13 protein-coding genes are annotated in these 13555 nt (G+C 65.7%); 9 read left to right on the top strand and 4 right to left on the bottom strand.

Going from position 1 to position 13555, the window contains the following annotated elements; genetic code table 11:
• The first annotated feature begins 317 nt into the window (after positions 1-317).
• On the top strand, positions 318-1973 hold the full coding sequence (locus HL671_RS19260) for an OFA family MFS transporter (protein ID WP_172237582.1): 1656 nt from the start codon (positions 318-320) through the stop codon (positions 1971-1973).
• 95 nt (positions 1974-2068) lie between these two features.
• On the opposite strand, the gene dapA is transcribed toward HL671_RS19260, so the two are convergent.
• The 4 genes from dapA to HL671_RS19280 form a co-directional block, all read right to left on the bottom strand.
• On the bottom strand, positions 2069-3016 hold the full coding sequence (gene dapA, locus HL671_RS19265; protein WP_311992743.1) for a 4-hydroxy-tetrahydrodipicolinate synthase: 948 nt from the start codon (positions 3014-3016) through the stop codon (positions 2069-2071).
• Complete coding sequence (locus HL671_RS19270) at positions 3013-3288, bottom strand: hypothetical protein (protein ID WP_172237584.1); 276 nt, start codon at positions 3286-3288, stop codon at positions 3013-3015. The genes dapA and HL671_RS19270 overlap by 4 nt, the downstream gene beginning before the upstream one ends.
• Positions 3289-3422: 134 nt before the next feature.
• Positions 3423-3707 carry a hypothetical protein gene (locus tag HL671_RS19275; RefSeq protein ID WP_172237586.1) on the bottom strand — a complete coding sequence of 95 codons (285 nt, stop codon included), beginning with the start codon at positions 3705-3707 and terminating at the stop codon, positions 3423-3425.
• An 18-nt stretch (positions 3708-3725) separates the two neighbouring features.
• Positions 3726-4169 (bottom strand): hypothetical protein, encoded by a 444-nt coding sequence (locus tag HL671_RS19280; RefSeq protein ID WP_012046202.1) that lies wholly within the window; start codon positions 4167-4169, stop codon positions 3726-3728.
• A gap of 278 nt (positions 4170-4447) precedes the next feature.
• On the opposite strand from HL671_RS19280, the gene HL671_RS19285 reads away from it, so the two are divergent.
• The 8 genes from HL671_RS19285 to HL671_RS19320 all read left to right on the top strand — a co-directional run bounded on the left by HL671_RS19285 (position 4448) and on the right by HL671_RS19320 (position 13137).
• A complete protein-coding gene (locus HL671_RS19285) occupies positions 4448-4600 on the top strand; it encodes a hypothetical protein (protein WP_168167925.1) in 153 nt (50 codons plus the stop codon).
• 10 nt (positions 4601-4610) lie between these two features.
• On the top strand, positions 4611-4700 hold the full coding sequence (locus HL671_RS19290; RefSeq protein ID WP_012046201.1) for a K(+)-transporting ATPase subunit F: 90 nt from the start codon (positions 4611-4613) through the stop codon (positions 4698-4700).
• Between the two features lie 33 nt (positions 4701-4733).
• Positions 4734-6437, top strand: coding sequence for a potassium-transporting ATPase subunit KdpA (gene kdpA, locus HL671_RS19295; protein WP_172237588.1), 1704 nt, complete (start codon positions 4734-4736; stop codon positions 6435-6437).
• Between the two features lie 16 nt (positions 6438-6453).
• A complete protein-coding gene (gene kdpB / locus HL671_RS19300; protein ID WP_012046199.1) occupies positions 6454-8571 on the top strand; it encodes a potassium-transporting ATPase subunit KdpB in 2118 nt (705 codons plus the stop codon).
• A gap of 116 nt (positions 8572-8687) precedes the next feature.
• Positions 8688-9293 carry a K(+)-transporting ATPase subunit C gene (locus tag HL671_RS19305; RefSeq protein ID WP_172237591.1) on the top strand — a complete coding sequence of 202 codons (606 nt, stop codon included), beginning with the start codon at positions 8688-8690 and terminating at the stop codon, positions 9291-9293.
• A 53-nt stretch (positions 9294-9346) separates the two neighbouring features.
• Complete coding sequence (locus HL671_RS19310) at positions 9347-12064, top strand: sensor histidine kinase (protein ID WP_172237594.1); 2718 nt, start codon at positions 9347-9349, stop codon at positions 12062-12064.
• Complete coding sequence (locus HL671_RS19315; protein WP_012046196.1) at positions 12061-12750, top strand: response regulator; 690 nt, start codon at positions 12061-12063, stop codon at positions 12748-12750. Before HL671_RS19310 ends, HL671_RS19315 begins: the two co-directional genes overlap by 4 nt.
• A gap of 84 nt (positions 12751-12834) precedes the next feature.
• A complete protein-coding gene (locus tag HL671_RS19320) occupies positions 12835-13137 on the top strand; it encodes a DUF6496 domain-containing protein (RefSeq protein WP_172237597.1) in 303 nt (100 codons plus the stop codon).
• Positions 13138-13555 lie beyond the last annotated feature (418 nt).

Consider the following 13555-nt stretch of genomic DNA (forward strand, 5'->3'; position numbering starts at 1 on the left):
CGTTTGCCGAACTATTACCATTTTACTATCGACAATTTGCCCGGATTCTGCACCAATTGGGGCGCTTCCGCGGAGGTTGCGGAAGATGAGCCCTGCCCGCTCGGGGGCGGCCTAGGTAGAACCGCGGCGTAATCATGATGAGGGCATAACTCCGTGGGTGGGGTGTTATGCGCTTGGAACCAGTTCTGAACATTTGTGCGTTGCGGAAATGCTCTGATACGTCAATAGCGGGCGGGGTGAGTGAGCGTATTGATTCTGATCAAGGGGACAGAACATGACGTTGTTGCGTTGGGCGGGAGTCCGTAGGGGAGGAATGCATGGCGAGTGTTGAAAGCGCGGGAGCGCTGCCGAGCGCACAAGCAGGGATCTTCGATCGTGAGCACACGGTCGCCAAAGCGGGGTTCAATCGCTGGCTGGTTCCGCCGGCTGCGCTGTGTATCCATCTCTGCATTGGCATGGCCTACGGCTTTTCGGTGTTCTGGCTGCCGCTGTCGCGCGCGATCGGCGTGACGCAGAGTCAGGCCTGCCCGGACATGACGCTGGTGCAGGAGCTGTTCACCACCAGTTGCGATTGGAAGGTCGCGAGCCTGGGCTGGATGTACACGCTGTTCTTCGTGCTGCTGGGCGGTTCCGCCGCCGTCTGGGGCGGCTGGCTCGAGCGGGCCGGACCGCGCAAGGCCGGCGCCGTTGCAGCCTGCTGCTGGGGCGGCGGTCTGCTGATCGCGGCGTTCGGCGTCTATGTGCATCAGCTTTGGATCACCTGGATTGGCGCCGGCGTGATCGGCGGCATCGGCCTCGGTCTCGGCTACATCTCGCCGGTTTCGACCCTGGTGAAATGGTTCCCGGACCGTCGCGGCATGGCGACCGGCATGGCCATCATGGGCTTCGGCGGCGGTGCAATGATCGGCGCTCCGCTGGCCAACCTGCTGATGAACTACTTCAAGACCCCGACCTCGGTCGGCGTCTGGGAGACCTTCGTCACCATGGGCGTGATCTATTTCGTGTTCATGATGATCGGCGCCTTCGCCTATCGCGTGGCCCCTGTCGGCTGGCAGCCCGAAGGCTGGACGCCGCCTACGGTCAAGAAGGCGATGATCTCGGAGCATCATGTGCATTTGGACAACGCGCACAAGACGCCGCAATTCTGGCTGGTCTGGTGGGTGCTCTGCCTGAACGTCTCGGCGGGCATCGGTGTGATCGGTATGGCTTCGCCGATGCTTCAGGAGATCTTCGCCGGCAAGCTGATCGGGCTGCCTGACGTCAGCTTCAACCAGCTCGATGCCACGCAGAAGGCAACCGTCGCGGGCATCGCGGCAGGATTTGCCGGCTTGCTCTCGCTGTTCAACATCGGTGGCCGCTTCTTCTGGGCGTCGATGTCGGACCATATCGGTCGCAAGGCCACCTACTACTGCTTCTTCCTGATCGGCATCGTGCTCTACGCGCTGGCGCCGACCTTCGCGGCGATGGGGTCGAAACTGCTGTTCGTTGGCGCCTTCGCCATCATCCTCTCGATGTATGGCGGCGGCTTCGCGACGGTGCCGGCCTATCTCGCCGACCTGTTCGGAACCCAGTTTGTGGGTGCCATCCATGGCCGTCTGCTGACGGCATGGGCGACTGCGGGCATTATCGGTCCGGTGGTGGTGAACTACATCCGCGAGTTCCAGCTTGCCGCCGGCGTGCCGCGCGACCAGCTGTATAACTCCACGATGTACATCCTCTGTGCCATGCTGCTCGCTGGCCTGATCTGCAACTTCCTGATCAAGCCGGTCGACCACAAATGGAACATGAGCCCCGACGAGGTCGCTCGCTACCAGGCTGAACTCGCCAGGAACGAGTCGGCGATCCAGCACGGATCGTTCGGCATCGGCAGGGGCGGGCTCGACGCCAAGTCGGCGCTATTCTGGGCCTTTGTCGGCGTGCCGCTGGCGTGGGGTGTCTGGAAGACGCTGGAAAGCGCCGTCAAGATCTTCTGAGCGGATAGGTATCTCAGCCAAGCGGGGCGGCCGGTGAGGCCGCCCTTTTTTTTGCGGCCATGGATCCGCCTCGACCGGACCGGTTGCGCAGCCAATCAGGATTGGCAGGCTGGTATTCCGGGCGCTGTGGCAAGCCACGCGTTCAGTTCCGCCATCGCTTGCGCCACCATGGCCTGGGCGGGTTGGTCGAGCTCGGTCAATGGCAGGCGAACGTGCGGCATAGCCAGGCCCTGCAGGCTGAGGGCATATTTCAATGCTGCCGGCAGTTCGCGGCTGGTCGCCTCGCTCAGTTGCAGCAATTGCTGATGCAGCCGTCGCGCTGTGCGCCAGCGGCCGCGCCGGCAGCTCTCGAGGAGGGCATTGCAGAGCTGCGGTGCGATATTTGCTGCCAGCGAGAAACAGCCATCGCCGCCCGCGGCGGCATAAGCCACCGCCGTGAGGTCATCGCCCAGCAAACGGAAGCCCAGGGGGACGCGCGCGCGCAGATGCACGACACGCGCGATGTCGCCGGTGCTGTCGCGCAGGCCGATGAATTGCGCCCACTGTGCCAGGCGGATCAGCGTCTCGTCCGGCAGTCCGCGTCCCGTGCGCGCCGGACAATCATGCAGGATGATCGGCAGGGCCGTCGCGTCGCCGACCGCGCGGAAATGCGCGTAGATCCCCTCCGCGGTCGGCCGGTTATAATAGGGGACCACCGACATGATTGCGTCGGCGCCCGCGGCGGCCGCCTGCCGCGTGTTCTGCACGGCCTGCAGCGTCGAATTGGATCCGGCTCCGGCGATGACGTGGATCCGATTGCAGGCCACGGTCACGGCCGTGCGGATCACGGCCTCGCGCTCGGCTGCAGTGAGCGTGGACGCTTCGCCCGCGGTCTCGCAGACCAGGATCGCGCTCGCGCCGGCCTCGATCTGCCGCTCGCACAATCTGGCGAGGGCTGCGATGTCCAACGCCCCGCTTCGATCGAACGGCGTCGGGATATCGGCGATCGCGCCAGCGAGCCATCCGCGAGCCGCTTCGCGCTGCATAGGGGAGGCTGCGGTCATGCGACCGGTCGCCTGCCGTTGCCGAGCAGCAGACCGATCGGCGCAAAGCGTCCGTTGGTGTCGAGCTCGATCGTTCGCGACAACTCGACGATCGTCTCCGGATGATGACCGTTTTCGAACAGCGCATATTTGATCGCCTCGGCGCGGCTGACGAACAGGCCGCCATAAAGTCCGGCCTGCTCCTGCACGACCCATTGGCCGCGGCTGTTGCGGCCGATCAGGACGAGCGCCGCAGCAGACTTGCGGCACGAGGGAGGTTCGACGAGCTTCATGGCGGTGGTCCTTCCGGTTGGTGCCCGCAGCCCTGTGAGATGATGATGGCGGGGCGTTGATCGATGATCGGGATGCAGGGATAGGAATGCGAGACGGCGGGGCGCACGGCGTCATAGCCGCGGCGTAAACGGCTCTAGGATCCCGCGACTTGGTTGACCGCCATGACGGCGCAATAGAGCGCGAGGTACCCAATCATCTCGTCCCAATGATTGAGGCCGGCGGTGAAGACGCGCTCGCGGCGCAGGATAGCGAGCACGGCGCAGAGAATGACGGTCATCCACAGCAGCGCTGCCAGGCTGCGGCCGAAGCCGATGCTGCCGAACGTCGCGAACAGCGTGAGGATCGCTATTCGCAGGCCGAAGCGAAGCAGCACCCTGGCAGGGGACAGCGCGGCGAACTTGTCAGCCGAGAGCATCATCGCTGCGCTCGCGCGATCTCAGAAATGATCACAGCAGAGCAGGTTCGTGAGCGCCGGCTCGGCCGAGCGCTGACCCTGCGTGGGTCCCAGGCCCGGGGCCAGACGACGCGCCTCGGCCGCGGCGTGGAGAATGGCGAGTGCGAGATCGGCGTGCCTGGCCTCGGCGCAATGGTCGAGCCAGTCGGGCAGCTCGCGGCGCTGCGACAGCGCGCAGTGCCATTCGCCGTCATCATAGGCGAGCCGGCGCAGGTGCCATCGCGGCAATTGCAGGGCGATCAGCTCGAGCGCGGCATCGATCCGCGCCTCCGCCCGCATCAGATGGTCGATGCGGGCCCGGCGTCGCCCGCGCGCGGACAGCGGCGAGGCGCCGTCATCGTCGCCGAGAAGGTCCGTCAGCAGCTTCTCCGCCTCCTGCGCGACGTGCGGCGGTGCGGGGACATCCAGGGTGATCGGGACCGGCATGCTGTTGCTCCATGGTCAGTGGATTGCGGCGCGAGATCGGCCGCACGGAGCATCTGGCGGCAGACGCCGTAGGAATGCGAGAGGGGGCGGGCAGGGCAGAAATAGGCGCCGCATAAACGCGCCTCGGCCCGGCGGCCAATTCCTATGCGCCGGCCGCTGCCGCCGCGCGCTTTTGGCCGGGCTGCGCCGCGGTCTTTATGGGATTCCTATAATGTTGCAGCGGGCGCTGTCTCGAAAACCTATGGATCCGGGTGCCATCTGGCCGGGTGGGACGGACCGTGTCGGCCCCGGCGCTGCTCTGTCCGCTCCACGCGCTGCGCGCATCCGACGCGCATGAGGAGCAAACCATGCTGGATATCCTGATGCTGGCGCTGGCCGCCGGCTTCTTCGCTTTGGCGATCGGCTACACCTATGCCTGCGAGCGGCTCTAGGAGACGCACCATGATCTTCGACTATTCGCTCGCCGGCGTCGTGTCGCTCGGCCTTCTGATCTATCTCACCTACGCGCTGCTGCGGCCCGAGCGGTTCTGACCGCCGTCCATCGCACCTTCAAGGACAATTCCCATGACCGTGATCGGCTGGATCCAGATCCTGCTTTATTGCGCCGTCGTCGTCGCGCTTGCCAAGCCGCTCGGCTGGTACATGACGCGCGTCTTCAATGGCGAGCGCACCTTTCTCTCGCCCGTGTTGCGGCCGCTCGAAACCTCGATCTACTGGATCGGCGGTGTCGATGAGCGGCGCGAACAGCATTGGCTGACTTATACGGTGGCGATGCTGCTGTTTCACGTCGGCGGCTTCCTCGTCATCTACGCCGTGATGCGACTGCAGGCCGTGCTGCCGTTCAATCCGGCCGGCCAATCCGCCGTCGCGGAGGACCTGTCGTTCAACACCGCGATCAGCTTCCTGACCAACACCAATTGGCAGAACTACGGCGGCGAGAGCACGCTCTCTTATCTCGTGCAGATGCTCGGCCTGACGCACCAGAACTTCCTGTCGGCCGCGACCGGCATCGTGCTGGCGATCGCGCTGATCCGCGGCTTCGCCCGGGCCTCGGCGCGCACCGTCGGCAATTTCTGGGTCGACGTCGTCAGGTGCACGCTCTACATCCTGCTGCCGCTGTGCATCGTCTATACGCTGGTTCTGGTCTGGCAGGGCATCCCGCAGACGCTCGGGCCCTATGTCGAGGCGACGACGCTCGAAGGCGCCAAGCAGACCATCGCGGTCGGCCCGGTGGCCTCGCAGGTCGCGATCAAGATGCTCGGCACCAATGGCGGCGGCTTCTTCAACGCCAACGCCGCGCATCCGTTCGAGAACCCGACCGCGCTGTCGAACTTCATCCAGATGATCTCGATCTTCGCGCTTGGCGCTGCGCTGACCAACGTGTTCGGCCGCATGGTCGGCAATCAGCGCCAGGGCTGGGCGATCCTCGCGGTGATGGGCGTGCTGTTCATCGCCGGCGTCGCCGTCACCTATTGGGCGGAAGCAAGCGGCACCGATGTGCTGAACGCGCTCGGCCTGACCGGCGGCAACATGGAGGGCAAGGAGGTCCGCTTCGGTATCGTCGCGTCCGCGCTGTTCGCCGTGATCACCACGGCCGCGTCCTGCGGCGCCGTCAATGCCATGCATGACAGCTTCACCGCGCTCGGCGGCATGATTCCGCTGATCAACATGCAGCTCGGCGAGATCATCATCGGCGGCGTCGGCGCCGGCCTCTACGGCATGCTGCTGTTCGTCGTGCTCGCGATCTTCGTCGCCGGGCTGATGGTCGGGCGCACGCCGGAATATGTCGGCAAGAAGATCGAGGCCCGCGAGGTCAAGATGGCGATGCTGGCGATCCTGGTGCTGCCGCTGATGTATCTCGGCTGGACCGCGGTCGCCGTGGTGCTGCCGTCGGCCGTCGCGTCGATGGCCAATGCCGGACCGCATGGCTTCACCGAGGTGCTCTACGCCTTCACCTCGGCGACCGCCAACAACGGCTCGGCGTTCGGCGGTCTCACCGGCAACACCTTCTTCTACAACCTGACGCTCGCCAGCTCGATGTTCGTCGGCCGCTTCTTCATGATCATCCCGGCGATGGCGATCGCCGGCTCGCTCGCCGAGAAGAAGTCGATCCCGCCCTCGGCCGGCACCCTGCCGACCACCGGCGGATTGTTCGTCGGCCTCGTCGTCGGCGTCATCCTGATCATCGGCGGCCTCACCTTCTTCCCCGCACTCGCCTTGGGTCCGATCGTCGAGCATCTCGCGATGACCGCCGGCACCGTGTTCTGATCTCGGAGCAATCTCCATGGAAACCGTCAAACTGCAGAAGCGCTCGTCGATGTCGACGATGCTCGATGCGAAGATCGTGCTGCCCGCCATCAAGGCCGCTTTCGTCAAGCTCGATCCGCGGCTGATGATCAAGAACCCCGTGATGTTCGTGGTCGAGATCGTCGCCGCGCTCACCACCGTCATCTTTCTGCGCGATGTCGTGACCGGCGGCGCGAATCTCGGCTTCACCTTCCAGATCATCCTCTGGCTGTGGTTCACCGTGCTGTTCGCGAATTTCGCCGAGGCCGTCGCCGAAGGCCGCGGCAAGGCGCAGGCGGATTCGCTGCGCAAGACCCGCACCGAGAGCCAGGCCAAGCTGCTGACTGGGACGAGCCCGGCGGATCACACCTACCGGCTCGTTGCGGGCACCAGCCTGAAGGTCGGCGACATCGTGCTGGTCGAGGCCGGCGACACGATCCCGTCCGACGGCGAGGTGATCGAAGGCGTCGCCTCGGTCAACGAGGCGGCCATCACCGGCGAGTCCGCGCCGGTCATCCGCGAATCCGGCGGCGACCGCTCGGCGGTGACCGGCGGCACCCAGGTGCTGTCGGACTGGATCCGCGTGCGCATCACCGCCGCGCAGGGCTCGACCTTCATCGACCGCATGATCAAGCTGGTCGAGGGTGCCGAGCGGCAGAAAACGCCGAACGAGATCGCGCTGAACATCCTGCTCGCCGGCCTCACCATCATCTTCGTGTTCGCGACGGTGACGATCCCGAGCTACGCGGCCTATGCCGGCGGCTCGATCTCGGTGGTCGTGCTGGTGGCGCTGTTCGTGACCCTGATCCCGACCACGATCGGCGCACTGTTGTCGGCGATCGGCATCGCCGGCATGGACCGCCTGGTGCGCTTCAACGTGCTGGCGATGTCCGGCCGCGCCGTCGAGGCCGCCGGCGACGTCGACACCCTGCTGCTCGACAAGACCGGCACCATCACGCTCGGCAACCGCCAGGCCACCGCGTTCCGTCCGGTCCGCGGCGTCAGCGAGCAGGAGCTTGCCGATGCGGCGCAACTCGCCTCGCTCGCCGACGAGACGCCGGAGGGCCGTTCGATCGTCGTGCTGGCCAAAGAGAAATACGGCATCCGCGGCCGTGATATGGCCGAGCTCGGCGCCACCTTCGTTCCGTTCACGGCGCAGACCCGCATGAGCGGCGTCGATGCCGGCGGCTCTTCGGTGCGCAAGGGCGCGGTCGATGCGATCCTCAATTATATCAGCGGCGGCACGACCCAGGTCGCGTCCGGTAACACGATGCGCGCGATCCAGCCCATGGAAAGCGAGCTGGCCCGTGAGACCAGAGCGATCGCCGATGAGATCGCCAAGTCCGGCGGCACGCCGCTGGCGGTGGCCAAGGACGGCCGGCTGCTCGGCGTCATCCAGCTGAAGGACATCGTCAAGGGCGGTATCCGCGAGCGCTTCGCCGAGCTGCGCCGCATGGGCATCCGCACCATCATGATCACCGGCGACAATCCGATGACCGCGGCTGCGATCGCCGCCGAGGCCGGCGTCGACGATTTCCTGGCTCAGGCGACGCCGGAGGACAAGCTCCGGCTGATCCGCGACGAACAGGCCAAGGGCAAGCTGGTCGCGATGTGCGGCGACGGCACCAACGACGCGCCGGCGCTGGCGCAGGCGGATGTCGGCGTCGCCATGAACACCGGCACGCAGGCGGCGCGCGAGGCCGGCAACATGGTCGACCTCGACTCCAACCCGACCAAGCTGATCGAGGTCGTGGAGATCGGCAAGCAGCTGCTGATGACGCGCGGTGCACTGACGACCTTCTCGATCGCCAATGACGTCGCCAAGTACTTTGCGATCATCCCGGCGATGTTCCTGGCGTTCTACCCGCAGCTCAACGTGCTGAACGTCATGAATCTCGCCAGCCCGCAGAGCGCGATCCTCTCGGCGATCATCTTCAACGCGCTGATCATCATCGCGCTGATCCCGCTGGCGCTGAAAGGCGTTGCCTACCGCGCTATCGGCGCCGGCGCGCTGCTCGGCCGCAACCTGCTGATCTACGGCCTCGGCGGCATCATCATCCCGTTCATCGGCATCAAGGCGATCGACTTGATCGTGACCGCCTTGCATCTGGCTTAAGCCCTCACCGCCGTCATTGCGAGCGAGGCAATCCAGGACTGTCCCGGGCCACGCGACTCTGGATTGCTTCGTCGCTTTGCTCCTCGCAATGACGGCAGAGATACAGGAGACCTCCCATGCTCAAAGAAGTTCGTCCCGCCATTCTCGTCATGCTTGCGCTGACCTTGATCACCGGGCTGCTCTATCCGCTCGCCATGACCGTCGTCGCGGGCACCATCTTTCCTGCTCAGGCCGAAGGCAGCCTGATCACGCGCAGCGGCCAGGTGATCGGCTCGGCGCTGATCGGCCAGGAGTTCAAGGACGACAAATATTTCCACGGCCGGCTGTCGGCGACGACGGCCGCCGACCCCAACGATTCAACCAAGACGGTGCCGGCCCCCTATAACGCGGCCAACTCGTCGGGCTCGAACCTTGGACCCACCAGCAAGGCGCTGGCCGACCGCCTGAAGGAGGACGTCGACAAGCTCAAGGCGGAAAACCCGGGGCAGCCGGTGCCGGTCGACCTGGTGACGACCTCGGCCAGCGGGCTCGATCCGGACATCTCGCCGGAGGCGGCGCTGTTCCAAGTGCCGCGGGTGGCCAAGGCCCGCGGTGTGCCAGAGGCCAGCATCCGGACCCTGGTCGCGCAGCAGGTCAAGGGGCGGTTGCTGGGGCTGCTCGGCGAACCCCGCGTTAACGTGCTTGCGCTCAATCTGGCGCTGGATGCTGCCAAGCTGCAATGAGGTCCGCGCGGGCCTCGGCCTTGGCGCCGAGGTCTCTCCGCTTATAATGCCGCATGGCCAGTCAACGCCGCGATCCTGACCAACGTCCCTCGCCGGAAGCCCTGCTCGAAGCAGCCCGGCGGGAGGACAGTCCTGCCGGAAAGCTCAAGATTTTCGTCGGCGCCGCCCCCGGCGTCGGCAAGACCTATGAGATGCTGTCGAGCGCGCATGCCAAGCTGAAGGCCGGCATCGACGTCGTCATCGGCTTTGTCGAGACCCATGGCCGCGCCGAGACCGAGGCGCTGGTGCGTGGCCTCGAAGTGATCCCCCGCAAGCGCATCGTCTACAGGGACCAGGTCATCGAGGAGATGGACCTGGACGCCGTGATCGCGCGGCGGCCGAAGCTCGCGATCGTCGACGAGCTGGCCCATACCAACGCCGCCGGCAGCCGGCATCCGAAGCGCTATCTCGACGTCGAGGAACTGCTGTCGCACGGCGTCGACGTCTACACCGCCGTCAACGTCCAGCACATCGAGAGCCTCAACGACGTCGTCGCGCAGATCACCCATGTGCGGGTGCGCGAGACCGTGCCCGATTCGATCCTCGACCGCGCCGATGCGATCGAGTTGATCGACCTCACGCCCGACGATCTGATCCAGCGGCTGAAGGAGGGCAAGGTCTATGTGCCCAAACAGGCCGAGCGCGCGCTGGAGCATTATTTCTCGCCCGGTAACCTGACCGCGTTGCGTGAGCTGGCGCTGCGCCGGACCGCCGAGCGGGTCGACGAGCAACTGCTCAACCATATGCAGGCGAACGCCATCGCCGGACCCTGGGCGGCGGGCGAACGCATCCTCGTCTGCGTCTCCGAGGATCCGCGTGCCGCCGGCCTGGTGCGCTACACCAAGCGGCTCGCCGATCGCGTCCATGCTCCGTGGACCGCGGTCACGATCGAGACGCGGCGCAACCTCCAGCTCTCGGACAAGCAGCGTGATCGCCTCGCCGATACGCTGCGGCTGGCCGAGACGCTGGGCGGCGAGGCGCTGACGATCCCCGGCGTCGGCCGCCGCATCGCCGACGATCTCATCGGCTTCGCGCAGGCCAACAACGTCACCCAGATCATCATCGGCAAGTCGCAGCGCTCGCGCCTGTTCGAGATCATCAGGGGATCGGTGGTGCATGATCTGGTGCGACGTGCCGGCAACATCAGTATTCACGTCATTCCCGGCGAGGAGTCGACCGAGCCCGCGAGCCCGTCCGTCCAGATGCGCGCTCGCAGCGAGCCGATGCGGCCAAAGCCCTATGTGATGGCGCTGCTGATCACGGCGGCGGGCCTCGGCCTCGCCGAACTGATCCAGCCATTCTTCGGCATCGAGAATGTCGACCTCGTCTTCCTCACCGCGGTGGTCGGCGTCGCCGCGCGCTACGGCCTGTGGCCGTCGCTGCTGGCGAGCGTCGTCGCCTCGCTGTGCTACAATTTCTTCTTTCTGCCGCCGCTCTATACGTTCACGATCACCGATCCGACCAACGTGGCGGCGTTCTTCTTCTTCATGTTGATCGCGCTGCTGGTATCCAACGTCGCAGCCCGGGTGCGCGTGCAGGCTGACACGGCGACCCAGCGCATCCGCACCACCGAACAGCTCTACGCGTTCAGCCGCAAGCTGGCAGGCACGGCGACGCTCGACGACGTGTTGTGGGCGACTGCCTATCAGGCGGCTTTGATGTTGAAGGTCCGGGTCGTGCTGCTGCTGCCACAGGACGGCAAGCTCACCGTGATGGCCGGCTATCCGCCGGAGGATCAGCTCGACGACGCCGACCTCGCCGCGGCCAGCTGGGCCTGGAGCAACGACCGCGTCGCCGGCCGCGGCTCCGACACGCTGCCCGGCGCCAAGCGCCTGTTCCTGCCGATGCGCACCGGGCGCGGTTCGATCGGGGTCATCGGCATCGATGACGACCGCACCGGCCCGCTGCTGACGCCCGATCAGCGCCGGCTGCTCGACGCGCTGGTCGACCAGGGCGCGCTCGCGATCGAGCGCGTGCTGCTGGTCGAGGACATGGACAAGGTCAAGCGCACGATGGAGCAGGACCGGTTGCGCTCGGCGCTGCTGACCTCGATCTCCCATGATCTGAAGACGCCGCTCGCCTCCGTGCTCGGCGCCGCCTCGACGATGCGCGATCTCGCGACCCGGCTGTCGGACCGGGAGAAGCTCGATCTGCTCGCGACCGTGATCGATGAATCCGAGCGGCTCAACCGCTTCATCGCCAACCTGCTCGACATGACCAAGCTCGAATCCGGCGCGATCAAGCCGAACACCGCCCTGCACGATCTCAGCGAAATTGTCGGCAGCGCGCTACGGCGCGCGAGCAAGATCCTTGCCGGTCACCGGGTGTCGCTCGATCTGGCCGCTGATCTGCCGATGGTCGAGGTCGATGCCGTGCTGTTCGAGCAGGTCCTGTTCAATCTGCTCGACAACGCCGCAAAATATGCGCCTGCCGACACCTCGATTGCGATCCGTGCTGCGCGCGATGGCAACTGGGTCGTGCTGGACGTCCGTGACGAAGGCGACGGCATTCCCGCCGCCGAGATCGAGCACGTGTTCGACAAGTTCTATCGGGTGCAGAAGGGCGACCAGGTGCGCCCCGGGACGGGGCTGGGGCTTGCGATCTCGCGTGGCTTCATCGAGGCGATGCATGGCCGCATCTTCGCCGGCAACCGCACCGATCGGCGCGGCGCGATCCTCACCATCCGCCTGCCGGTGCCGGCGCAGGCCAAACCGCTGGATACGGCCGCATGACAGGTGCTCCCATCAAGGTGCTGGCCATCGACGACGAGCCGCCGATCCGCAAGCTCTTGCGGATGGGACTGGCGACGCAGGGCTACGAGATCCTGGAGGCGCCGAGCGGCAAGGTCGCGCTCGAAAAGCTCGCCGAGGGGCCGGCTTTGATCATCCTCGATCTCGGCCTGCCCGACATCGACGGCCACGAACTCCTGCGCACCATCCGGTCGCGCAACGAGAGCATTCCGATCGTGGTGCTGTCGAGCCGTGGCGACGAGGCGGGAAAGGTGAAGGCGCTGGATCTCGGCGCCGACGACTACATCACCAAGCCGTTCGGCATGGAGGAGCTGCTGGCGCGGCTGCGCGCGGCTCTGCGGCATCAGTTGCAGGTGCAGGGCGAGCGCCCGGTGTTTCGCACGGGTGATCTCTCGGTCGACCTCGTCCGCCGCATCGTCAAGGTCGGCGAGCGCGAGATCAAGCTGTCGCCGAAGGAATATGATCTGCTGCGCGTGCTGGTGCAGCACGCCGGCAAGGTGCTGACGCATCGCTTCCTGCTCAAGGAGCTCTGGGACGAGCTGACTGACGCCCAATATCTCCGCGTCTATGTGCGCCAGCTGCGTCAGAAGATCGAGGCCGATCCCGAGCGGCCGCAATTCGTGCTGACCGAGACCGGCATCGGCTATCGCCTGCGCGCGCCGGATTAGCTACTCTTCCTGCCGGCTGTTCCGCGATATCGGAACCTTCGCCGCGTGTGTTGATTGCTGTGCTGTCACAAGGAGACCATCATCATGGCACGAACAGCACGCAAATATTCGAAGGGCGCGTCCCGCGACGTCGAGCGCGCGATGAAGAAGCGCAAGGCCGGCACGTTGAAGAGCGGCGGCTCCGGCCGCAAGGTGAAGAGCCGAAGGCAGGCGATCGCCATCGGCCTGTCGGAGGCGCGCCGCGAAGGCAAGAAGGTGCCGCCGAAGAAGAGCGCGCGGTCGGCGGCGAAGAAGACCGCCAAGACGGCGTCGAAGACATCGCGCAAGAAGACCGCGAAGAAGACCAGCCGGAAAACGACGAAGAAGACTTCATCGAAGAAGGGCTGAGACGGGAGCCTCATGGTTCGGGACGCGCCGCCCTCGGCACGGTTCGCTGGATTGGCTCATAGGCGCGGCGCTCCTCACCATGAGGGTCCGGCTCCGAAGCCGGAGCTACATATGACCATGACGAGCCTCCTTGCGGGGGCCGCGGGTCCGCGGCGAGGCTGGATGCGAGAAGAGGTGAGATCGCAGCGAGAGCTCAGACCCTCATGGTGAGGAGCGCCGAGCTCCCATGCAAACCAAGGCAAAGAGGCCCAAGGCGGCGCCTCTCGAACCAGGAGGCCCCGATCTGCAGGCGTGGAGTTGCATCGCGGAGCCCGGATGAGCGCAGCGATATCCGGGATCAACGGTCTAGTTCGTGAGACCCCGGATATCGCTGCGCCCATCCGGGCTTCTGTAACGGGCCTTGGTTTGTCAATCCCAA

This window comes from Bradyrhizobium denitrificans, assembly GCF_013179005.1.
GTDB lineage: Bacteria > Pseudomonadota > Alphaproteobacteria > Rhizobiales > Xanthobacteraceae > Bradyrhizobium > Bradyrhizobium denitrificans.